The organism is Kiritimatiellia bacterium, assembly GCA_018001225.1.
Lineage (GTDB): Bacteria > Verrucomicrobiota > Kiritimatiellia > CAIQIC01 > JAGNIJ01 > JAGNIJ01.
Genome location: JAGNIJ010000023.1, coordinates 1 through 22007, shown reverse-complemented (window position 1 = coordinate 22007; position 22007 = coordinate 1). Strand labels below are relative to the sequence as shown.

General features: G+C 68.2%; 22 protein-coding genes and 2 tRNA genes. 2 read left to right on the top strand and 22 right to left on the bottom strand.

What is annotated here, in order from left to right:
- Positions 1 to 4: 4 nt before the first annotated feature.
- From KA248_09085 to KA248_09020, 14 genes are all read right to left on the bottom strand, one after another.
- Positions 5 to 523, bottom strand: a complete 519-nt coding sequence (locus tag KA248_09085) for a 50S ribosomal protein L10 (protein MBP7830055.1) — start codon at positions 521 to 523, stop codon at positions 5 to 7.
- Between the two features lie 26 nt (positions 524 to 549).
- Positions 550 to 1245, bottom strand: a complete 696-nt coding sequence (locus tag KA248_09080; protein MBP7830054.1) for a 50S ribosomal protein L1 — start codon at positions 1243 to 1245, stop codon at positions 550 to 552.
- Positions 1246 to 1247: 2 nt separating this feature from the next.
- Entirely contained in the window at positions 1248 to 1670 is a 423-nt protein-coding gene (rplK, locus tag KA248_09075; protein MBP7830053.1) for a 50S ribosomal protein L11, read from the bottom strand.
- 55 nt (positions 1671 to 1725) lie between these two features.
- Positions 1726 to 2274, bottom strand: coding sequence for a transcription termination/antitermination protein NusG (gene nusG / locus KA248_09070; GenBank protein MBP7830052.1), 549 nt, complete (start codon positions 2272 to 2274; stop codon positions 1726 to 1728).
- Positions 2275 to 2302: 28 nt separating this feature from the next.
- Positions 2303 to 2443, bottom strand: a complete 141-nt coding sequence (gene secE / locus KA248_09065) for a preprotein translocase subunit SecE (protein ID MBP7830051.1) — start codon at positions 2441 to 2443, stop codon at positions 2303 to 2305.
- An 85-nt stretch (positions 2444 to 2528) separates the two neighbouring features.
- Positions 2529 to 2604, bottom strand: a tRNA-Trp gene (locus KA248_09060).
- A 16-nt stretch (positions 2605 to 2620) separates the two neighbouring features.
- Positions 2621 to 2773 (bottom strand): 50S ribosomal protein L33, encoded by a 153-nt coding sequence (rpmG, locus tag KA248_09055; GenBank protein ID MBP7830050.1) that lies wholly within the window; start codon positions 2771 to 2773, stop codon positions 2621 to 2623.
- 78 nt (positions 2774 to 2851) lie between these two features.
- Positions 2852 to 4060 (bottom strand): elongation factor Tu, encoded by a 1209-nt coding sequence (tuf, locus tag KA248_09050; protein MBP7830049.1) that lies wholly within the window; start codon positions 4058 to 4060, stop codon positions 2852 to 2854.
- Positions 4061 to 4139: 79 nt separating this feature from the next.
- Positions 4140 to 4212 (bottom strand) — tRNA-Thr (locus tag KA248_09045).
- Positions 4213 to 4587: 375 nt separating this feature from the next.
- Complete coding sequence (locus KA248_09040) at positions 4588 to 4779, bottom strand: hypothetical protein (GenBank protein MBP7830048.1); 192 nt, start codon at positions 4777 to 4779, stop codon at positions 4588 to 4590.
- A 67-nt stretch (positions 4780 to 4846) separates the two neighbouring features.
- Positions 4847 to 7012: a hypothetical protein gene (locus tag KA248_09035; GenBank protein ID MBP7830047.1), complete on the bottom strand. Its 2166-nt coding sequence runs from the start codon at positions 7010 to 7012 to the stop codon at positions 4847 to 4849.
- 3 nt (positions 7013 to 7015) lie between these two features.
- Positions 7016 to 7948, bottom strand: coding sequence for a UDP-N-acetylmuramate dehydrogenase (murB, locus tag KA248_09030; GenBank protein ID MBP7830046.1), 933 nt, complete (start codon positions 7946 to 7948; stop codon positions 7016 to 7018).
- Entirely contained in the window at positions 7945 to 8511 is a 567-nt protein-coding gene (locus KA248_09025; protein ID MBP7830045.1) for a cob(I)yrinic acid a,c-diamide adenosyltransferase, read from the bottom strand. The genes murB and KA248_09025 overlap by 4 nt, the downstream gene beginning before the upstream one ends.
- Positions 8512 to 8780: 269 nt before the next feature.
- A complete protein-coding gene (locus KA248_09020) occupies positions 8781 to 10289 on the bottom strand; it encodes an aminotransferase class V-fold PLP-dependent enzyme (protein MBP7830044.1) in 1509 nt (502 codons plus the stop codon).
- Positions 10290 to 10374: 85 nt separating this feature from the next.
- Between KA248_09020 and lgt the strand changes: the two genes are divergently transcribed.
- A complete protein-coding gene (lgt, locus tag KA248_09015; protein MBP7830043.1) occupies positions 10375 to 11364 on the top strand; it encodes a prolipoprotein diacylglyceryl transferase in 990 nt (329 codons plus the stop codon).
- Here lgt and KA248_09010 read toward each other — a convergent pair whose 3' ends face one another.
- The 6 genes from KA248_09010 to KA248_08985 all read right to left on the bottom strand — a co-directional run bounded on the left by KA248_09010 (position 11365) and on the right by KA248_08985 (position 19419).
- Entirely contained in the window at positions 11365 to 12672 is a 1308-nt protein-coding gene (locus tag KA248_09010; GenBank protein ID MBP7830042.1) for a 3-deoxy-D-manno-octulosonic acid transferase, read from the bottom strand.
- A gap of 271 nt (positions 12673 to 12943) precedes the next feature.
- Positions 12944 to 13882, bottom strand: a complete 939-nt coding sequence (locus KA248_09005) for a tyrosine recombinase XerC (protein ID MBP7830041.1) — start codon at positions 13880 to 13882, stop codon at positions 12944 to 12946.
- On the bottom strand, positions 13879 to 16434 hold the full coding sequence (gene topA, locus KA248_09000) for a type I DNA topoisomerase (GenBank protein MBP7830040.1): 2556 nt from the start codon (positions 16432 to 16434) through the stop codon (positions 13879 to 13881). The genes KA248_09005 and topA overlap by 4 nt, the downstream gene beginning before the upstream one ends.
- Before the next feature lie 25 nt (positions 16435 to 16459).
- Complete coding sequence (gene dprA / locus KA248_08995; protein MBP7830039.1) at positions 16460 to 17602, bottom strand: DNA-processing protein DprA; 1143 nt, start codon at positions 17600 to 17602, stop codon at positions 16460 to 16462.
- A gap of 85 nt (positions 17603 to 17687) precedes the next feature.
- Positions 17688 to 19013 (bottom strand): hypothetical protein, encoded by a 1326-nt coding sequence (locus tag KA248_08990; GenBank protein MBP7830038.1) that lies wholly within the window; start codon positions 19011 to 19013, stop codon positions 17688 to 17690.
- Positions 19014 to 19047: 34 nt separating this feature from the next.
- On the bottom strand, positions 19048 to 19419 hold the full coding sequence (locus tag KA248_08985; protein ID MBP7830037.1) for a hypothetical protein: 372 nt from the start codon (positions 19417 to 19419) through the stop codon (positions 19048 to 19050).
- A 136-nt stretch (positions 19420 to 19555) separates the two neighbouring features.
- Between KA248_08985 and KA248_08980 the strand changes: the two genes are divergently transcribed.
- On the top strand, positions 19556 to 20827 hold the full coding sequence (locus KA248_08980; protein ID MBP7830036.1) for a hypothetical protein: 1272 nt from the start codon (positions 19556 to 19558) through the stop codon (positions 20825 to 20827).
- Here the strand turns inward: KA248_08980 and KA248_08975 are convergent.
- Both KA248_08975 and KA248_08970 read right to left on the bottom strand, forming a co-directional pair.
- Complete coding sequence (locus tag KA248_08975; GenBank protein MBP7830035.1) at positions 20805 to 21494, bottom strand: class I SAM-dependent methyltransferase; 690 nt, start codon at positions 21492 to 21494, stop codon at positions 20805 to 20807. The two genes, KA248_08980 and KA248_08975, sit on opposite strands and share 23 nt — an antisense overlap.
- Before the next feature lie 17 nt (positions 21495 to 21511).
- Positions 21512 to 22007, bottom strand: a 496-nt coding sequence (locus KA248_08970) for a hypothetical protein (protein ID MBP7830034.1), incomplete at its 5' end; no start/stop codon positions are given.

Genomic DNA, 22007 nt, shown 5'->3' with positions numbered 1-22007 from the left:
GTTGTTATGCCTTTTCCTTCTTGTCCTGTATGGCCTTCAGCACATACAAAATGCTCGCCGTCTTGGCCTGCAGCACGCCGACCAGCCGCTGCATCGGGGCGGCCAGGAGGCCGACCAGCTGGGCCAGCAGCGCCTCGCGCGGCGGCAGCAGCGCGATCGCGTCCACGTCCGCCTTCGAGAGCAGGGCGCCCTGGAGCGCGCCCAGCTTGATCGCCGGCATCTCGTTTTCCTTGATGAAGGTGCGCAGCACCTTCGCGGCCTGCGAGATGTCGCCCTGCCCCCAGACCATCAGGGAGGGACCGACCAGCCCCTGGTCGAAGCCCGGCGGGGTCAGGTCCTTGCCCGCGATCTTGAAGAGGCGGTTGGGCACCACCTGGGCCTCGGCCCCCACGCCGCGCAGCTGCCGGCGGAGGGTCTCGGTCCGGGCGACGCTCATGCCCCGATAGTCGGCGAGGATGACGTACAGGGCCTTCTGCAGCTTGCCCCGCAACTCCTCAACGATGGTTACCTTTTCCGGTCTCATCGGTAGACTCCTTCACGCGGCGCGCGTCAGGCCGCCGCTTCCTTGAAATCCAGTCGCAGCCCGGGGCCCATCGTCGAGCTCACCGTGCACCGCTTGATGAACACGCCCTTGGCCGTCGCGGGCCGCGCCGCGCTGATCGCCGCCAGCACCGCCCGGCCGTTCGCCGCCAGCGCCTCGACGCTGAAGGACAGCTTGCCGAAGGGCACCAGGACGTTGCCGTTGCGGTCCATCCGGAACTCCACCCGGCCGGCCTTGCACGCCTTCACCGCCGCGGCCGTGTCGTCCGTGACCGTGCCGGTCTTCGGGTTGGGCATCAGCCCGCGGGGGCCAAGCACCTTGCCGAGCTTGCGGACTTCCTTCATCGCCTCCGGCGTCGCCACGGCCACGTCGAAGTCCGTGTAGCCGCCCGCCACCTTGGCCACGAGTTCCTCGAAGCCGACCTCGTCCGCGCCCGCTTCCTTCGCGGCGTCCGCCGGCGGCCCCTTGGCGAAGACCAGCACGCGGACCTTCTTGCCCGTGCCGTTCGGCAGCGCCACCGTGCCGCGGACCATCTGCTCGGACTTCGTGGGGTCCACCCCCAGCCGGATCGCCAGCTCGGCGGTCTCGTCGAACTTGGAGGCCTTGTTGTTCTTCAGGAACTCCAGGGCCTTCTCCAGCTCCCAGACGGCCGTGGCGTCCAGCTTCTCGCGCACCGCGCGGTATTTTTTTCCGTGATGGGCCATGATCACTCCACCTCGATTCCCATGCTGCGCGCCGTGCCCGCGATGATCTTCACCGCCCGGTCCAGCTCGCGCGCGTTCAAGTCCTTCTGCTTGGTCTTGGCGATCTCCAGGACCTGCTGTTTCGTCACCTTGCCGACCTTGTCCCGGTTGGGCTGCCCCGAACCGGTGGCGATGCCCGCGGCGCGCTTCAGCAGCGTCGAGGCCGGCGGGCTCTTGGTGATGAACGTGAACGACTTGTCCTGGTAGACCGTGATCACCACGGGGATGATCAGCCCGGCCTGGCTCTGCGTGGCCGCGTTGAACTGCTTGCAGAACTCCATGATGTTGACGCCCTGCTGGCCGAGCGCCGGCCCCACCGGGGGCGCGGGGTTCGCCTGGCCCGCCGGGATCTGCAGCTTGATGATGCCTGTGACTTTCTTTGCCATAGTCCGACTCGGGGTTCGCTGTTCTGTGTTCTCGGGGCCGGGGCGCGGGTTGAGGCTAGGCCCGCTCCACCTGCCAGTACTCCAATTCCACGGGGGCCGTCCGGCCGAAGATGGACACCGAGACCTTCAGCTTGCCGCGGTCCGGATCCACCTCTTCGATCACGCCGCTGAAATTCAGGAACGGCCCGTCGGTGATCTTCACCGTCTCGCCCGGCTCGAAGACCACCTTGGGCTTGATCTTCTCCTTCTTCTCCTCGATCTGGCTCAAAATGATGTCGACTTCCTGCGGGCGCAGCGGCACCGGCCGGTCCCCGCCGATGAAGCCGATCAGCCCCGGCGTCTCCTGGGTGAAATACCAGGTCTTGTCCACCAGGCGCTTCTCCTCGTCGTACAGGCGCATGTTCACCAGCACGTAGCCGGGGAAGAACTTCCGCGTCGTCGTCGTCTTCCGGCCCTGCTTGACCTCGGAGACCTTCTCCGTCGGGATCAGAACCTCACCGATGTAGTCCTGCATCTCCTCCTGGACGATGCGACGCTCGATGTTCTCCTTGACCTTGGCTTCCTGCCCGGAGAGCGTATGTAGCACGAACCACTGTTTTTCCATGACCGCCACCTGTCCCCTGGGTCCCGGCCTACCGGATCACCATGCGCATCAGGCCCATCAGCACCATGTCGCTCAAGCCCACGAAAATCGCCAGCAGCACCACGGACACGATCACCACCATCGTCGACTCCGACAACTCGGAGCGGGTCGGCCACGAGCACTTCTTCATCTCGGTGCGGACTTCCTCGATGAACGTCCTCGCCGCCGTTATCCCCTGCTGTATCTTGCTCACGGTGTTCTCCCGCCGGGTTCAATGGCAGGCCAGGAGGGATTTGAACCCCCAACCCTCGGTTTTGGAGACCGATGCTCTGCCAATTGAGCTACTGGCCTGCCGGTTCGATCCTTCCTACTTGATCTCTTTGTGCGGCGTGTGCTTGCGCTCGAAACGGCAGTACTTCTTCAACTCCACCCGCTCCGTCGTCTTGCGCTTGTTGCGCGTCGTCGTGTAATTCCGCTGCTTGCACTCCGTGCACGCGAGCGTGATGATTTCCCTGGGCATGCTGGGCTCCGTCCGCGGGCGCCCCGGGCGGTCCGCTCCGAGCGGTACCGCCCCGGCCCCCGCCGTGTTGCGTCCGTCTTATTCGATGATTTCCGTCACGCGGCCCGCGCCCACGGTCCGGCCGCCCTCGCGGATGGCGAACCGCATCGTCTTCTCCATGGCGATGGGCGTGATCAGCGCGACGTTCATACCGATGTTGTCGCCCGGCATCACCATGTCCACGCCCGCCGGCAGCTCGATGTCGCCGGTCACGTCGGTCGTGCGGAAGTAGAACTGCGGGCGGTACCCCTTGAAGAACGGCGTGTGACGGCCGCCCTCTTCCTTGCTCAAGACGTACACTTCCGCCTTGAACTTGGTGTGCGGGGTGATGGACCCGGGCTTGGCCAGCACCTGGCCGCGCTCGACGTCCTCTTTCTTGAACCCGCGCAGCAGGCAGCCGATGTTGTCGCCCGCCTGGCCCTGGTCCAGCAGCTTGCGGAACATCTCGACGCCCGTGACGACGGTCTTGACCGTCGGACGCAGGCCGACCACCTCGATGTCCTCGCCGACCTTGACGATCCCGCGCTCCACGCGGCCCGTCACCACCGTGCCGCGGCCCTCGATCGAGAACACGTCCTCGATGGGCATCAGGAACGGCTGGTCGATCGGGCGGGTCGGCTCGGGAATGAACGAGTCGATGGCGTCCATGAGCTCCTGGATGCACTTGGCCTCCGGCGCGTCCGGCTTCTCGGCCTTCATCGCCGCCAGCGCGGACCCGCGGATGATCGGGGTCTTGTCGCCGGGGAACTCGTACTTGTTCAGGAGGTCGCGGATCTCCATCTCGACCAGGTCGAGCAGCTCCGGATCATCCACCGTGTCCACCTTGTTCAGGAAGACGACGATGGCCGGCACGCCCACCTGGCGGGCGAGCAGGATATGCTCGCGGGTCTGGGGCATCGGGCCGTCGGACGCGCTGACCACGAGGATCGCGCCGTCCATCTGCGCCGCGCCGGTGATCATGTTCTTGATGTAGTCCGCGTGGCCGGGGCAGTCGACGTGCGCGTAGTGGCGCTTGTCGCTCTGGTACTCCACGTGCGACGTGGCGATCGTCAGGATCTTGGTTGCGTCGCGGCGTCCCTGCGACTCGGACGCCTTCGCGACCTGGTCGTAGGAGACGAACTGGCTCAACCCCTTCGCCGCCTGGACCTTCGTGATCGCGGCGGTCAGGGTCGTCTTGCCGTGGTCCACGTGACCGATCGTGCCGACGTTCACGTGCGGCTTGGTGCGTTCGAATTTTTCCTTGGCCATGGTTTCCTCCTGCCTGTCTTCTTTCCCGTGTTCTGGTTTCTGCTGCTTCTTTACGGTTTCCCGTCCGTTACATTTTTTAAGCCCACGAGCGGGATTGAACCGCTGACCTCGTCCTTACCAAGGACGTGCTCTACCAACTGAGCTACATGGGCGCCGTCGCTATCCGTTCCGCCACCGGACCCGCACCCACCATCCCGCCATCGCTTCCCCTGCGGTGCCGTTCTCACATAAAACGTAAAACCGGCCAAAATACAAAAACAGACTATAACACTCCTCTATCTTCCCCTTTTCCCCGAACAAACCCGGAAAATAGAAGTGTCCGTCTTTACTACTATTTAAGATCCCGGCACTTCCCGGAATCTATTTATACTGGTAACTTACCCAAAAACGATACAACGTCAATAGCTTTTTTTCAGAAAAATGATCGGCCCGGCTCCCGCAGGTTCCGGGCCCGCTCCACCCCTCCCGCCGGACGGGAGGCCGGGGCCGCCATGAACGCCCCGGGCCGAGGCCGTTCCACCCTCCGGTCAGGCCTTGATCCGCGCCGGCCGCTTGAGCAGCGTGCGCACGGCGGCGGCGTCCAGCTTGCTCACCTTCTCCGCCGGCACGCCCAGGGCGACCAGGCGCGCGCGATGCACCTTCTCCCGGCGGCGGCGCGCACGCGCGGGCTTCCGGGGACGGTTGAGATTCTTGTCACGAAGACTAAGGGTCTGGCCCATGAGCTTTTCTCCTGTTCTTTCAAAAAAGTCGCGGCAGCTTATAGGGCCGCCCGCCGCCATGCAAGCGTTATTCCAAGTGCATCCCGAATCCCGTGACGCGCAAGAGGACCCCGGTGGGCCAGGCCGCGTCCGCGGAAATCTCGATCCGCCGCGGGCCGGCTTCGGGACGGGGCGGCAGGCGGAACCGGTGCCGGATCTCCCGGCGGCCGAGATCCGCCAGCCCGCGCCCGAGCTCGCGGTCCCCTTCCTTATAAATAAGGCGGAGCGCCTCCCGCGCGCGGCGGTCCGGCTGATACACGAGTTGGATCGTCAGCCCTCGCTCCTCCCCGCCCGCCACGGGCGGAATCTCCAGGACCCCCGCGCCCGGGAACGCCACCCCGTACTTGTGCCGCGGGCCGGCCGTCACGAACGGGGGCCGGAACCACGACGTCAGCGACAACGGGCGAGGCCGGGTCAGGTCATGCGCCCGCGGACGGCCGGCCTCGTCAAGACCGCGCAGCACACCGGCGGGGAACGGTCGCCCGGACGTGATGGACACAAAGGCGGCGGCTTCGCCGGGGTCCAGGTAGATGGGTTGCAGTTGAACCGCCGGGCCCAGAGACCAGCTCCGGAGCACGCCCTGGCGTTCATCGAGCAGCGCGACGGTTTTCACGGCCTGCGTCGCGGCCTGGAAGTCCAGCCACGCGAGCAGGGGCACGGACGAATTCGCGGGCAGCGGAAAGAGGGCGCGCGTCGCGGTCCACGGGCGAACCTCTTTCATTCTGTAAACCTGCGGGCCGAGCTGAACCCGGCCCGCCTCGCCGGCGGGCTCCACGTCGAAATAATGCCGCAGCATGGTCTCGGGCGGCACGCCCTGGTAGTCGCGGCCGGTGGCCACGTAGGCGTCGCGGCCGGCGGGATCGGCGTAGAACATCCGGACGCTGTCGCCGCGGACGCGCTCGGCGCTCAGCGGATCGGCCGTGCGGACCCGCGTGTAGGAGGCGAAGGCATCCGCCAGGTACCGGCAGCGGGTGTCCAGGAAGACCAGGTTGTTCGTTCCCTCGTACGGCCGGACCTGCTCCCGGAAACGCCGGATGTCCGCGCGGGAGACCCGGATTCCCCAGGGCGCGGCCCGGCGCAGGAGCGCGGCGCAGGGAACCAGGAACACGACGGCGAGCAGGCCGCTGATGGCAAGCTCACCGCGCCCCCGGAACAGCCGGCCGGAAGGACGTTCCAGCCCGCGCGCGCACAGGGCCACGCCCCCCATCGCCAGCGGGGCCATGAGCACGAGCGCCTCGAGGACGTAGCGGGGATGCTCGCCGTGGCAGCCATAGAAGAGCAGAAGCAGCAGGCCGGGCGCGAGAAAGAGGAGCAAGGCTTCCCGCCGGCGCCAGGCCGCGTCGGCCGCGCCGATCGCCGTCAGGGCCGCGCCCCACCAGCCCGCCGACCGGACCCACGCCGCCAGCATCACGGCGAACGCGCGGCCGGCGTGGCGGAGCTTCACCCAGGCCCCGCCCTCGGGCCAGCCGTACACCCAGAACGACATCTGCGCCGTCCCCCACCCGCCCCGGGCCAGGCTCATCCCGAGCCACAACAGCGCGGCGGGCAGGAACGGAAGGAGAAACCAGCCGAGCGCCCGCGCGCGCCGCCCGCGGCCGGCGGCCCGGGCGATCGCCCACGCGGCAAACGGCACACAGAACAGCGCGGGCTCGCGCATCGCGCCGGCCAGCAGGAACGAAAGCCCGGAAAAAAATAAACGGGCCGACCCGCCCTTTTCCCTCGACGCCAGCGCCAGCAGGCTGCCGAGCAGGCAGAAGAAGAGCATCGGCGACTCGCGGAACGGGTACAAAAGGAAATGCGGGTTCAAGGCGTGGCCGGCCAGGATCAGCCACAGGCCGAACAGGGTCATCGCGACCAGCGAAAGCCCATCGCCGTAAAGGCGGCGCGCGATCAGGACAAGCAGGATGAAGAGCCCGATCGTGAACGGCAGGTTGACCCAGTACGGCGCGAACGGGCCGCCGATCCCGATCGCCGCCGCCAGCCACAGCGGGTAGCCGGGCATCATCCACCGGAAGACCTCCAGCACGGCCGCCGGGCGGAACGACGCCTCCGCCAGCCGGCGCGCCAGACGGATGTAGATGAACGGATCCTGGGCCGTGACGTAGGTCAGGATACGCAGGTGCAGGACGAACAGGAACGCCGCGGCGAACAGCGCGGCGAGAAGCGCCCCGTTTTTTTTCAGGAAGGCCTGCATGCGTCACGCGCCGCCGACCGGGCCGAGGAACCGCACTTCGGGTTGCAGGTCGATGCGGAACACCTGCCGGACGGCGTCCGCCATCTGCCGCGCGAGCGCGGCCACGTCGGCGGCCGTGCAGCCGGGGTCGGCGACGATGATGTTCGCGTGCTTCTCGAACACCCGCGCCCCGCCGACGCGCAGTTCCTTGGCGCCCGCCTGCTCCAAATACCAGCCCGCGGCCTGCCGCGGCCCGGCGGCGGAACTGGGCTCGACGTTCCGGAAGAAGCTGCCGGCCGTCGGCGTGACCCGCCAGTCCGGATGCCGCTCGCGGCGCAGGGCCAGGATCCTCTCGCGCTCGGCCGCCAGTTCCGCGCGGGGCCGGAACCCCAGTTGAAACACCGCGCTCAAGACGAGCTCGCCGCTTTCCTGGAGGCGCGACCGGCGGTAGGCGAACTCCAGGTCGGCGGCCTGGACCTCGCTCGCGCGGCCCGCGCCATCCATCAGCGTTACCCGCGCCAGGCCTTCCGCCACGGAGCGCCCGAACGCGCCGGCGTTGCCGGCGATCGCGCCGCCCACGGTGCCGGGGATGCCGGAGAGGAATTCGAGGCCGGCCAGTTCCTGCTGGACACCGTATGCGGCTAACGCATCCACCTCGGTCGAGCCCGAAACGCGAAGCAGGGCGCCGTCCCGCTCGATCTGGGCGATGGGACTGGCATAGCGCACCACGCAGGCGTCCAGGCCGGCGTCCGCGGCGAGCAGGTTCGAACCCGACCCGATGAAGAGGTGCGGTTCGCCGGCGCGGCGCAATTCGCGCGCGGCCAGCGCGGCCTGCTCCGGCGTCCGGCAGGTCAGGACGGCGCGGCACGGGCCGCCCAGCCGGAAGGTGGTGTACTCCCGCAGCGCGGGGGCCTCGGCGATGTCAATGCCGGCCTGCTCGAGGACCGGCCGGTTCATTCGGCGCTCTCCTCCTCCGGCGCGCGCCGGGGGATGGACGACGTTTCCTCGCTGCGGGCCAGCAGCCAGAGGTAGTCGGAAAGCCGGTTCATCCAGACCGGCAGGTGGGGATTACGGCACCCGCCGCCGCGGCACAGGGCAACCACGCGGCGCTCGCAGCGGCGCGCCACCGCGCGGGCCAGGTCCAGGTGCGCCGCGGCCGGCGTCGAACCGGGGACAACAAAATCCTCCGGCATCCGGCGCAGCCCCTCCAGGACGAGGCTCTGCTCCTCCAGTTGGGCGACGGATTCCGGGTTGACGCGCGCGGGCAACGCCTCCGCCTTGTCGGGCGCCGTCGCCAGTTCCGCGCCCACATCGAACAGCCGGCGCTGGAGCGCGAGCAGGGCGTCGCGCGTGGCCTGGCGGCGGGCATGGCACCGCGCCACGCCCAGCAGGCAGACGAGTTCGTCCAGGTCGCCGAGCGCCTCCAGGGCCGGCGCGTCCTTGGGCACTTCCTCGCCGGAGAAGAGGCGCGTGCGCCCTTCGTCGCCCTGTCCCGTCGTTATGCGAGCCCGCGTTTTCACTCGCCGGAGAGCGTGGCGCAAAGCCCGGGGCTTGTCAACCGGCGCCGGGCGTCCCATATCCGCGCGTAAGGACGGCGGTCGCTCGGGCCTTTCCTGCGTACGCCGCCGTCGTTGCGGCTCGCGTGGACGCTCGCCCTCCATAACGCTGTCTTTACGATGCAGATAATTTTCCCGACTGGAAGGGCGAGCGTCCCGCGAGCCGTGTCAGCAAGCAGAAGCGGCGTGCCATCATCAGAGTCAAACGTGCTTACGCGCGGATTCAGGGGCGTTCAGCCGACGACCTTCTTCATGACCTCCGCGCAGGCGTCGACGAAGGCGTCCATGTCGGCCCGGTTGCACCAGGCGGGCGTCCCGGTGCGGAACGGGATGTCGTCCGGCGCCGGGCGGTTGGTCTCCGGGTCGCGGTTCGGGATGCACAGGTCGAAAAACGCGCCCGCGTCGGGATCGGGCGCGCGGGTCAGCCCCTTCAGCCCGGTGCCTCCGCAACCGACGTGGTAGCCCGCGGCTTCCATGCCCGACTGGAACGCGCGGGCCGCCTTCGGATCGCGGCGCGGCCCGGGCTCCGGGAACGGGTTGAACGCGACGATGCCCGAGCGGAGTTCAGTATCCTTGCACGGCTGGAGGATCGCCTGCTCGCCGAACGCGGCGATCAGCGCGGCGCGCGTGTAGTCGGCCAGCGCGAGGATGTAGTTCTGGATCCGCTCGCGGCCGACCTGGTCCCAGAACTCGCAGACCTCGCCGAGGGCCCGCCAGTCGGCGGATTCGGGGAAGCCGTACAGGCTCAACGCGGCGCCCAGGTCGAATCCTTCCGGACGCGAGCCGTCGGTCGGCGCGTCGAGGTCGCCCGACCGGACGATGTGGAAGCGCGGGAGCGGGTTCGGGTTCGCGGGCCAGGCCGCGTTGCGGGCGTACAGGATCCCGGTGCCGCCGGGGCCGCACTGCCACTTGTGGCCGGAGAGGCCCCAGAAGTCGATGCCGGTCTCGTCGAGGCGCGGGACGAACTGGCCGCCGTAGTGCGCGCCGTCCACGACTGTCGTGATCCCGAATTCCTGCGCGAGCCGGGCCAGCCGGCGGACGGGCAGGGCCACGCCGCTGGGATGCGCCGGGCACGAGAAGAACATCGCCTTCGTCTTTCCCGGCGCGATCCGGCGGCGCGCGGATTCCACGATCTCCTCCGCGGAGAAGTCCGGCCGCGACGGCACGCCGAACTGGCGGATCGTCAGCCCGAAGCGCCCGGCGACGCGCCGGACCGTCGCGACGCAGTTGGGATACTCGAGCGTGGAGCAGAGCAGTTCGTCGCCGGGCCGCCAGTCCAGGCCGTGGAGAATCTGGCTGATCGCATCGGTCGTGTTGCGCGAGATGGCGATCTCGTCCACGCGCGCGCCGTAGCCCCGGGCGATCTTCTCCCGCGTGACGGCCGAGGGCTCCAGGTACACGGGGAACGGGTCCCGCGCGACCTGGTCCAGCCCCTCCTTGAAATGCCGGAGGATCGGGATGGGCATCGACCCCTTCTGGCTGGCGACGAGGTACTTGTGCTCGTCGGCGAGGGTGAACAGCTTCGCGAAATCGGCGAAATACGGCTCCTCCGCGGCCAGCAGTTCGTCGGCCGGCGTGCCGGGTCCCGGCGGCGGGGCCGCGGGCAGGGCGGAGTCGGCGCGGAGTTCGCGCCAGAGCGCCAGCGTCGCCAGCGTGCCGGCGCCCAGTTTTTCGATGAACCGGCGGCGCGTGATCGGGCCGGAGACCGCTGTAGCGATGCCATCGCGTAGCCTTGTGCGCATGATCACTCCCTCCCGGAGTTGAGGAATCGTGCTTTCAAGCATACAGGCCGGCCGGTATCCTTGCGACCCTCAAAACGAGGCTCGAATGAACTGGATCGGACCCTACGTTCACCGGATTGATCCCGTCCTGGGATCGGTGGGCGGGTTGTATCTCTGGTGGTACGGCTTGAGCTTTTCGCTGGGATTCCTGAACGCGCACTTGTACCTGCGCCGCCGGCGCCGCCACCTCGGTCTTTCGCTGGGCTCGGTGTACACGTTGAGCCTATTCCTCGCGGTCGGCGTGCTGCTGGGCGGGCGGACCGTTGAGGTGCTGTTCTACGAGTGGCCCTTTTACCGGGCGCATGGGCGTTTGATCCCGGCGGTGTGGCTGGGCGGCATGGCCACGCACGGCCTGCTGTTCGGCGGGCTGGCGGGCGTATGGCTGTTCTGCCGCCGGCAACGGCTGTCCTTCCTGCGCGTCACGGACGTGCTGGCGATCCCGGCGGCGTTCATCCTCGCCATGGGCCGGATCGGCAACTTCATCGACGGGCAAATCGTCGGCAGCGTGACCGACGCCTGGTGGGCGGTGAAGTTCCCCGACGCCGAGGGATTCCGGCATCCCGTGGTGCTCTACGACGGGCTGAAGAACCTGCTGCTGATCCCCGTCCTGCTGCGGGCCTCGCAGGCCGGCCTGCGGCGCGGCGCGGTGACCGGGCTCTTCCTGTTCCTCTACGCGGGACTCCGGGTGCTGATCGACTTCACGCGCGAATACCCGACCACCCTGCTCGGCCTCGCCACCGGCCAGAGCCTGAACCTCTTCATGACCCTGCTGGGGCTGGCCCTGCTGATCCTCCGCTGGCGCCGCGAGCCGGATTCCGGTGAACCGTCCGCGCGGGCGCAGCTCGATGCGCCCGGCAAGGTCGCGCCGCCGGAACGGCTGATCGTGCGCCCGGTGTTGCTCGCCCTGCTGATCGTCATCGTCCCGATCATCCCGAGCGACTGGACGCAGGACATCCCGGCACGCTACGGGAAACGGCACGCCGGGATGGAACACTCGGCCCTTTATCCCGTCCTGGACACGGCGCCGCCGAACTGATCACGCGGGGAAGAGCACCGGGCCGATCCGGTCCAGGGTGCGCTCGCCGGCGCCGGCCTTCTCGCGGACCAGCCGCGCCGCACGCGCGCCGAGCTCGACCCGGCGGACCGGGTCGTCCAGCAGCCCCAGGACGGCCATCTTCAGGCCGTGGGCGTCGGGCACCTGGAGGATGGCGTTCGCCTCGAGGAACTCCTCCATGACCGCGGCAAAGTTCTTCATGTTCGGACCCACGAGGACGGGCTTGCCCCACCACGCGGGCTCGATGATGTTCTGCCCGCCCTGCTGCTCGGACAGGCTCTTGCCCACGAAGATGATCGTCGCGCAGGAGTAGAAACCCATCAGCTCGCCGGTGGTGTCGACCAGCAGGACGTCCGGCCGCTCGGCCGGCGCCGCGCCCGGCCCGATCTCGGAGCGCCGCCGCACGGTCAGCCCCCGCGCCTCGATCTCGGCGAGCACCGCCGCGCGGCGCTCGACGTGCCGCGGCACGAGCACCAGGGCCAAATCCTCCCGCTCGCTCTTCAGCTCCTTGTAAAGGTCCAGGAGAATCGCCTCCTCCCCCGGCCAGGTCGAACCGCCCAGCAGCACGGCATGCTTCTCCGTGATCCCGGCCGCCCGCAGCACGGCGCGGGCCTGTTCCGCGACCGACGGATCGGGTTCCGCGATATCGTACTTCCCGCTGCCGACCACGGTGATCCGGTCCTCCGGCGCGCCCAGGTCCCGCAGGCGCTGCCCGTCGCCGGGACTTTGCACGCAGAACCGGTCCACCATCGGCAGGAGCCGCCGGGTGAAGACCCGCAGCTTCCGGTAGCCGCGGTAGGAATGCTCCGAGATCCGGCCGTTGATCAGGACCACCGGGACGCCCCGCGCCCGCGCGAGCCGGACCAGGTTGGGCCACAGCTCGTTTTCGACCAGGATCAGCGCCGCGGGCCGGATCGCCTCCAGGGCCCGGCGCGTGATGAACGGGAAGTCGGCCGGGAAATAGATGAGGACGTCGTCGGCGGGCAGTTTCTTCTCGGCGATCTCGTGGGCCGTGGAAGTCGTCGTCGACACCACGAACTTCGTCCCGGGCCGCCGCCGCCGGATCTGCTCCAGGAATCCCAGCGCGAGATTCATCTCGCCCACGCTCACGGCCTGGATCCAGATGCGCCCTCCCTCCGCCAGGCGCGCCGCGACGTCGGGTTCATACCGCCCGATGCGCTGCCAGAAATGGCGCGTGTATCCGCCCCGCCGCCGCATGCGCAGCAGGAAATGCGGCAGCAGGAGCAGGAAGCCGACGGTGAAGAGAATGTTGTACAGGAACCAGAGCATGAGGGGCGAAATAGGGTTCAGGGTTCAGGGTTCAGGGCGAATAACGGACTCGACGTCCAACAACCAACATCCAACTTCCAACGTCCAATTAAAGATGTTCTAAACCTTGGAAGTTGGACGTTGGACGTTGGGCGTTGGACGTTGAAATCAAATATGTTACATGCGCTTTTCACGGATGGTGTCCCAGGTCGGGTTAACAAACTTCCGCAGATCGGATTGCCATTTCACACCTTGCTTTTCCTGACCCCTGAACACCGAACCCTGATCCTTCCTACGCTCTCGGGTGCGCTTCCTCGTATACCTTTTTTAACCGCTCCACGCTGACGTGCGTGTAAATCTGCGTCGTGGACAGGCTGGCGTGGCCCAGCAGTTCCTGCACGCTGCGCAGGTCCGCCCCGGCATCCAGCATGTGGGTGGCAAAGCTATGCCGAAGCGCGTGGGGAGACAAGCCCGGATTCAGGCCGGCCGCGGCGGCGTACTGCTTGAGCAACCGCTCGACCGAGCGGGAGGTCAGGCGGCCGCCGCGCCGGTTGACGAACAGCGCGGCGGGCTTCCCGGCCGCCGCGCGCGAGGCCAGGAACCGGTCGCGGGCCTCGACGGCGGCCCGCAGCGCCCGGTGCGCCGGCCGGCCGTACGGGCAGAGCCGCTCCTTCTTGCCCTTGCCGCGCACGCGCACGACGCTGGCGAGCCAGTCCACCTGCTCGTCGGCGAGCCCGGTCAATTCGCTGACACGCATCCCCGTGCTGTAGAGCAGTTCCAGGACGGCCGCGTCGCGGAGGGGCGCGTAGTCGTTCCAGGACGCGGAGCGGGTCCGCCCGGCGCCCTTGAGCGGCGCGGCCAGCAGGCGGTTGACCTCGCCGAGGCCCAGCACGACCGGGAGTTTCCGGCCTCGCTTGGGGAGCATCAAGCCGCTGAACGGGTTCACCTTCACCAGGTCCTCGCGCATCAGGAAGCGGTAGAACGAGCGCAGGCTGGAAATCTTGCGGGCGGTCGTCGTCGGCGCGCAGTTCTGTTTCTGGAAACCGACGAGGAAGCCGCGGGCAGCGTACCGGTCCGCGCGGTCCCACGGCAGGGGCGGGTTCGGCGGCGTCTTCCACAGGAAGGCGGCGAACTGGCCGATGTCGCGCTCGTAGTTCGAGAGCGTGTGCGGCGAGGCGTTGCGCTCGGCCTCGAGGTAGCGCAGGTAGCGGCTGACCGCCGGATCGGTCATTCCGGGCTCGCCTCGGGCGCGGCGGGCTTGCGGGTCTTGATCAGGCTCGCGAGGCCGTAGCGTTCGGACAGCGTTTCGAAGTCCTGGATCTGGGCGCGGTAGCGGGTCGCCAGTTTCTTCAGGGACAGCACCTGGCGCGGGGAGAGGTGCCGGTGCTCCGCGTGCTGGGCGGACAGGGACTGGAAGAACGCGTGGTCATCCCACGTGCGCCGCCCGCGCTTGACCGGCGGCTTCCATTCCTTCACCGCCTTCAGCGCGTCCAGCAACGGCCCGACGTCCTCCATGCCGTGCGGGCCCTCCCGGTGCAGGCCCAGTTCGGCCGCGAGGGTTTCGAAGTTCTCCATCTGGCTGGAATACTTCATCACCAGCCGGTCGAGGTAATGGACCTGGTTCTCCGACAGCGCGCGCCCGCCCTGGACCTGGCGGCGCAGCGAATCGGCGAAGACCCGGTCGTCGTAGGTCTTCTTGCCGACCTGGCGCGCGGGCTTGAACTCGACCTTCTCCAGCAGCTCCAGCTTGCGCAGCGTCTCGGGCGACGGCGGCAGGACGGGGGCCCGGCTTTTTTCCGCCTCGGCGGCGAGCCCGAGCTCGTCCAGCACCCGCGGCAGGTCCGGCAATTGCTCGCGGTAGTGGATCGCGAGGCTCTTCAGCGCCTCCAACTGCCGGTCGGTAATCGGTTTTTCCTCGGCGAGGTTCTTGCGCACGGATTCCACAAACTTCTGATCGCTGTAGGTCCGCTTCCCGCGCTTGTTTTCCGGCGCCCATTCCCTGACGCCGTCCATCGCGTCCAGCAAGGCCTGCACCAGCCGCGGATCGGCCGGCGGGCCCTTGGCGGCCTCGAGCCACTGCTGGAACCGCCCGTAGAAATCGCCGAGCATCCTGGTCCACTCGACGCGGCCCTCCTCGATCTCGTCGAGCGCCTCCTCCATGCCCGCGGTGAACTTGACGTCGAACAACTCGCCCAGGTGCGTGACCAGGAACTCGCAGACCTTCATGCCCATGTCCGTCGGCGAGAGCGTGCGTTTCTCGCGCGTCACGTAGCGGCGCTGGACGAGCGTGGAGAGGATCGAGGCGTAGGTGCTCGGCCGGCCGACGCCGTTTTCCTCGAGGGCGCGGACGAGCGCGGCCTCCGAGAAGCGCGGCGGCGGCTGGGTGAACTTCTGCTGTTCGAGCCACTCGAGGCAATCCAGCCCCTCCCCGACTTCCAGCGGCGGGAGCCGGTCGATCTCCTCTCCGTTCTCGTCCTTCTTACGCTCCTCGCCGCCGGTCGCCTTCATGTAGCCGGGGAACACGACCTCGGAGGCCGTGGCGCGGAAGAGGTAGGTGGAGGTCTTCCCCGGCGGCGGCACGGCCTCGATCTCGACCGTGCGCTGCGCGATGCGGGCGGGGACCATCTGGCTGGCGACGAAGCGCTGCCAGATCAGGCGGTAGAGCCGCAGTTCCTCGGGCTCCAGCACCGAGGCCAGCGAGTCCGGCGTGCGCTCGACGTCGGTCGGGCGGATGGCCTCGTGGGCCTCCTGGGCGCTGCCGCGGCTGCGGTAGAAATTCGGTTTCTCGGGCAGGTACTCGGCGCCGAAATGGCTCCCGATGTACCGGCGGCAGGACTCCAGCGCGCCGCCGGCGATATGGAACGAATCCGTGCGCATGTACGTGATCAGGCCGATCGGCCCCTCGCCGAAGTCCTCGCCCTCGTACAGCCGCTGGGCGAGCTTCATGGTGTAGGCCGGCGCGTACCCGAGCACGCTGGAGGCGGCCTGCTGGAGGCTGCTGGTGATGTACGGCGGCATCGCGCGCTTGTTGATCTCGCGGGGCACGATCGCGGCGACCCGCAGCGCCCGGCCTTCCAGATCCGCCTTGACGGCGTGCGCCTGCTCCGACGCCTTGATCTCCGCCTTCTCGCCGTTGATCCGGGCGAGCCGGATTTCGAACGGGTCTTTCGGGTCGACCTGCTTGGCCACCTTCGCGCCGAGCAGCCAGTATTCCTCCGGCTTGAAGTTCCGGATCTCGTTCTCGCGTTCGCAGACCAGCCGCAGGGCGACCGACTGCACGCGGCCGGCGCTGGCCGCGCCGCGGATGCGCCGCCACAGCAGCGGGCTGACCCGGTAACCGACCAGCCGGTCCAGCACGCGCCGGGCCTGCTGGCTGTCCACCTTGCGCAGGTCGATCGGGCCGGGATGGCTGAACGCCTCGCGGATCGCGGGCGCGGTGATTTCGTTGTAGGACACGCGCAGGAAGCGGTCCTCCGGCACGGCCCCCTTCAGCGCGGTCTTCAGGTGCCAGGCGATCGCCTCGCCCTCGCGGTCCGGGTCGGGCGCGAGGTAGATCGTGTCCGACTTCGCCGCGACGGCCTTGAGTTCGGCCAGCACCTTCTCCCGGCCCTTGATGGCCACGTAGCGGGGCTTGAAGTTCCTCTCGATATCGATGCCGAAGTCCTTCGGCGGCAGGTCGCGCACGTGGCCCATGGAGGCCTTGACCGCGAACTCGGCGCCGAGAATCTTGTTGATGGTCTTCGCCTTGGCCGGCGACTCGACGATGACGAGGTGTTTGCTCATGGGGAAGGGTTCCGGTGTTCGGTGTTCAGGTTTCGGGCTTTTCGCCTTCCGTTTTATCCCGCAGCCCCTCGGCCAGTTCCACGAGGCGGCCGGGCAGCATACGCACAATCCGCTTCATTTCCAGTCCGATCAGCAAAGAACTTACCTCGTGGCTCTTCAGGCCGGACTTCCGGGTCAGCGAGTCCACGTCCAGCGGCTCCTCCCAGAGCGCCCGTACAATCCTCTGTTCCAGGTCGCTCAAAACCACCGTGGGCCGGCTGTCCAGCTTGTCCGCCGCGTCCTTCTTTTCCGGCGGGATCAGGAACTCGAATTCCTGCAGAATGTCGTCCACGTCCTCCACCAGCCGCGCGCCGTTCTTGATCAACCGGTGCGGGCCTTTGGAGGTCGGGTTATCCACGCGCCCGGGCACGGCGAACACCGTCCGCCCCTGCTCCAGCGCCTGGTCCACCGTATGCAGCGCCCCGCTGGTGGCCCCCGCCTCGACCACCACCACGCCCATCGAGAGCCCGCTGATCACCCGGTTGCGATAGGGAAAGGTGGTTCTATCCGGCTCGCGCCCGAGCGTGTACTCGCTGATCACGGCGCCGTGCTGGACGATCTCCTCGGCCAGCTTCTCGTTTTCCGGCGGGTACAGCCGGTCCAGCGCGCTGCCGATGACGGCGATCGTGCGGCCGCCGGCCTTCAGCGCGCCGCGGTGCGCGGCGGTGTCGATCCCCCGCGCCAGCCCGCTGACGACGGTGAAGCCGACCTTCCCCAGTTGATAGGCCAACTTGTCCGCCACGCTCAACCCGTAGTGCGTCGCGTGGCGCGTGCCGACCATGGCGATCGCGTGGCGGTCGGTTTTTTCCAGCGTGCCGCGGATGTAGAGCGCCAGCGGCGGATCGTAAATCTTCGAGAGCGGCTCGGGATACTCGGCGTCCGCCGGCGTGACGATCCGCGCGCCGAGCGCCTGCGCCTTCTGCTCCTCGGCCGCCGGGTCGAGCGTGTCGCGCTGCTGGAGGATCGACTCGGCGAGGTCCTCGCCGATGCCTTTCACGGACACCAGTTGCGCCCGGCCGGCGCCGAAGACCGCCTGGGGCGAACCGAGCGTCTCGATCAGCGCGCGGACGCGTACCGGCCCGATTTTGTCGGTCATGTTGAGCGCTATGTAGGCTTCGCGTTCGGTCATGCCAGGCCCCCGGCTTCCCTTGCGGGGGCGGAGAATGGGCGACAGGCGCCGTCGCCGTCAAGTCCAAACGCCCCTGACCGAATCGTCACGCACGTCGCAGCGCCCAGCGCAGGAAGCCCAGCGTTAGCAGGGCGGCGGCGAGGCCGTAGACCAGACCGTACGAGCGCAGCAGGGTGAAGCCGAGCGTCCGGATATACACGATCAGGCTCCAGTAGTCACACGCGAGGTAGCAGAGCGGCCCGACGAACAGGGCGATCACGAGCAGCCGGAACGTCCAGAGGCCCCGCCGCGTGGTCCGGTCACCCAGCCAACGCGCGATCGCCGCGTGGGCCATGAGCAGCGCCGCGATCATGGTGAATCGCCAGAATCCGCACTGAAGCGTGGACTGGTCCAGGCACCAGCCGACCCAACTGTGATCGAATTTCGCGGCGAAGAGCGACCCGGTGACCACGGCCTCGATGGCCCCTTTGAAATACATGAGGGACGGGACCACGGCCAGCAGCAGGAATCCCGCGGTCCACGGCCATCCCAGCGCGGCCGCCGGCGGGAGGGCGGCCAGCCGCGGCGCCAGGCGGACCGGCAGCCGGGGCCCCAGCATCAGCAGCTGAACCAGCGGGGCCCATTCCAGGAACACGATCAGGCCGGCATACATCAGCAGCGCCTTGAACTGGTATCCCTTGTGCAGGGCCAGCGGCAGCAGCGCCAGGACGACGAGGACGGCGGCCGCCAGGGTGGCACGCCAGCGCAGGCGGCCCGCGGGTCCGGGCGGCCAGACTTCCTCGCGCCATGGCGACAGGAGAAAAAGGAAGGCGCAGCCCGCCCAGGCCCAGTGCCGGAAAGACACCGCCAGCCGCCCCATCTCGTCGAAGTTGAAGATCCGCCAGAGCGCCCGCGGCCAGAAGTCGCGGCCGAAGGCCAGCCAGGGCGCCGCCAACAGGAGCAGCAAGGCGGCGAACAAGGCGCGCTTCAGCCGGCCGCCGCCCGGCGGCGGCCGCGAGGCGAACAGCAGCAGCGGCGAGGCGATCGCCAGGAACGGGGCGGTCCACCGGCGGCCCGGCCGACCGAACGCCTGGACGCCCGCCACGAGCAGGATCAATCCGACCGCGGCGACTTTGGCGACACCCGGCCAGTAAAAGAAATCCGTCATCGGGCGGAACGGGGGCAGCGGCACGCTCGCCACGGCCACGGCCGCTCCCACGATCAGCCAGAAGGGGCGCGGCGCGGGAACCCCTTCCCGGCGGTGTACGAGCCATAAGGCGGCAGCGGCTACGGCCAGCCAGGCCGCCGGCTCCCAGCCGCGGTCGCCCGCCAGGAAAAGGGGAAAGAAGCCGTCGTGAACGGGCATAAGCCACGTCCCGAGCAGGCCGAGCAGGATCACCAGGGCGAGGCGGAATACGGGACGCGGCGTCATTTCTTTCTTTCAGACACCGGCCCCGCCCCGGCGTTCAAGGCGTCTCGAGGTGAATGGTCACCTCGTAGTCGTCCCAGTTCCAGTCGTCGGTCTCGACATCCACGATGGTCAGGCGGCCCTCGATCACATCCACGTCCCACGCGCCGTAACGGTCTCCGCCGTCCTGGTCGAGGACGAGGCGATGCACGCCGGGATCCAGGTCGTAGGCCTCGTCCTTGTAGTCCCGCAACCGGTTGGTGGCCGTGCCGTCGATGAACACGTAGATGTCATCGCCGGTGAAGTTGTCGAGGATGATGCTCCCCTGCCCGTCCGGCGGAACGTGGTCGTAGTCCTCGTCCTCGCAGCCCGCGAGCCCCAGCGCAAGCACCCCGGCGATCAGCATCCACATGACATGGCGCGGCGACATGATGGCCTCCACTTTTAATTCATTATAAGAAGGCCACGCCGTCGAAGCAAGCAAAGCGGGATTCACCCCGGCTCCGTTTTTTACTTTCGCGGACCGAGCGGCCGGGCTAGCATTGTTCCATACAAGGGAGGCCGTCATGAAGCGCGCGATCCGAAGGGGCGTCGTCCTGGTTTCCTTCCTTCTGTTCTTCCCGGCGGCGGGCCGGGCCAGCGAGGCGAACTACCTGCAGTACCTGCTCGGCGACCGGGGGGCCGGCATGGGCGGGGCGGCCTGCGCGATCGCAGAGGGCGTCGAGGCCTGCTACTACAACCCGGCCGGCCTGGCGCGAACGCCGAACAACACCCTCTCGCTCTCGGCCAACCTCTACGGGTTCCAGCGCCTGAAAATGGATGACGCCCTGTTTCCCGGCGAGGACTTCGACGCCGACGCGTTCCAGACCGTGCCCTCCTCGGCGGGCGGCACGTACCGGATGGATACCAACCTGGTCCTGGGTTTCGCCGTGTTCGCGCCGAAGAAGATGTCCTACTTCGAGACCCTGGCCTTCCCCGAGTCGCAGCACTACTACACGTTGAGCCAGGACCACCAGGTCCTGTGGCTCGGGCCGTCGGCGGGCTGGCAGGTTTCCCCGAAGCTGGCCGTCGGGGCGTCCCTCTACGGCGTCTACAGCACGTTCAACTCCCAGCAGGACCTCTACTGGGGCGATTTCGGGCAGTCGTACGCGGCGGGCTACGAGTACAGCAGCCTGTCCCTGCTCGGCGTGGCGGGCCTGCAGTACCGGTGGAATCCGCTCTGGAGCCTGGGCCTCCGGGCGCAGACCCCGTCCGCCCTCCTCTACAGCGACGGCAAGGTGCTGGAGCATATCGTCGGCGTGGTCGACCGCCAGTTCCGGCGCGACGTGATGTATTCCGACGACGTCGAGGTGGACAACATGACGGCGGCCCAGTTCACGCTCGGCGTCGCGCGCGAGGTCCGGGACGCGTGGACGATCGGCGCGGACCTCTGCTGCCATTTGGCAGAGGACTTCACGCGCCTGAAAGGCACGGACCAGGACGGCCAGCCCTTCGAGGTGCCGGTGGAGCGGGAACTCGTCGTGGACGCCGCGGTCGGCGCCGAGTACCTGCTGTGGAAGAAGTACCCGCTGCGCGCCGGCTTCTTCACCAGCCGGTCCGCCGCGCCCGACCCGGACGTGGACGACCCCTACGCGCTGACGCAGACCGACCTGTACGGCGTCAGCTTCAGCGCCGGAACGCGCACGAAGAACAGCGCCGTCAACCTGGGCATCAACTACCTCTTCGGCGACGGCACCGACATCGGCTGGGCCCAGGCCGGCGGCCGCCTCGAACGGGTCCTCGTCGACGTGCGGGAGGAATACCTCTACTTCACCTTCAACACGTCGTACTACTTCTGACGCTGGCGCACTCCTTGACCAACCGCAATCGGCAGAGCGCGCCGGTGAACCCGGTCTCCCCGCCCGCGAAGACACTCTGCGCCGCCAGCGTCTCCATCTCGCCCGCGGAGTAGAACGGCTCCTCGAACGAGTGCAGCCACATCAGCGTCGCGCGGAACCGCCCGTATTCCGCCCGCGCGCGGCGGGCCACGTCCTCCGGCATCTTCCGAACCAAGTCATAGACCAGGGCCCGGCCGCCGGGCTTCAGCACGCGATGGATTTCGTTCAGCCCCGCCACGGGCCTCTTCCAATGATGGAGGGAACCCGTGGACACGACGACGTCGAAGAAGGCGTCCGGATAGGGCAGCGCCTCCGCGCCCGCGCAGCGCAGCTCGATGCCGCTCCCCGCCAGGTTCTGCGCCGCCTTCTCCACCATCGCCCGCGAGATGTCCGCGCCGTGCAGCGCCGCGCCCGGCAGCCGCTCGCGCAGGCGGAGCAGCAGCCAGCCCGGGCCGGTCCCGAGGTCGAGGACCGAGGCCGGCCGGAACGCCGCGACCTCGTCGGCCACGAGGACATAATGCTTCTGGAACGGCGACCGGCGGCTCAAGGCGTTGTAAAAACAGGTGCCGGGCCAGGGAATCCCCTCCGGCTCGATCCGCGAAAGCCATCGGCGCCAGGACGTGCGCATGTCTCACCCGGCGAGAGCTACCGCTCGCCGGAGGCGTGGCGGCTTTTCTTGAACAGGTCGAGCTGGGCGTCCTTGAGCAGGTCGTGCTTCTTCAGGATGCGCAGGAGCTGGAGCAGGTCGGACTTTTCGTAGTTTTTCTGCGCATCCACGTGGGCGGCCAACTCCAAAAGCATCGGGCGGAACAGCAGCACCCCGTCGATGCCCTTTTCGCGCAGGACTTCCAGCGTTTTGGCGACCATGGGCTTCGCGGCGGGCAGGTCGGGCAGGCAGAGGATCCGCGCGACGGGACCCGGCCCGAGGTCGCGCAGCGCCGATTTCAAGGCCTCCGCGTCGGCGAACCGAACGAGCTCGGGCATCCGCGCGACCAGCTTCGGGCTGATCCGCTCCGTGTGCCAGCCCCGCACGCTGACGACCGCCCGCGCCACCTGCCGGATCTCGGGGACGCCCCACAGGACATCCTCCGCAATGAGATGCCCCGCGGCCTTCGGGTTGACCACCAGCAGGTCGATCTCC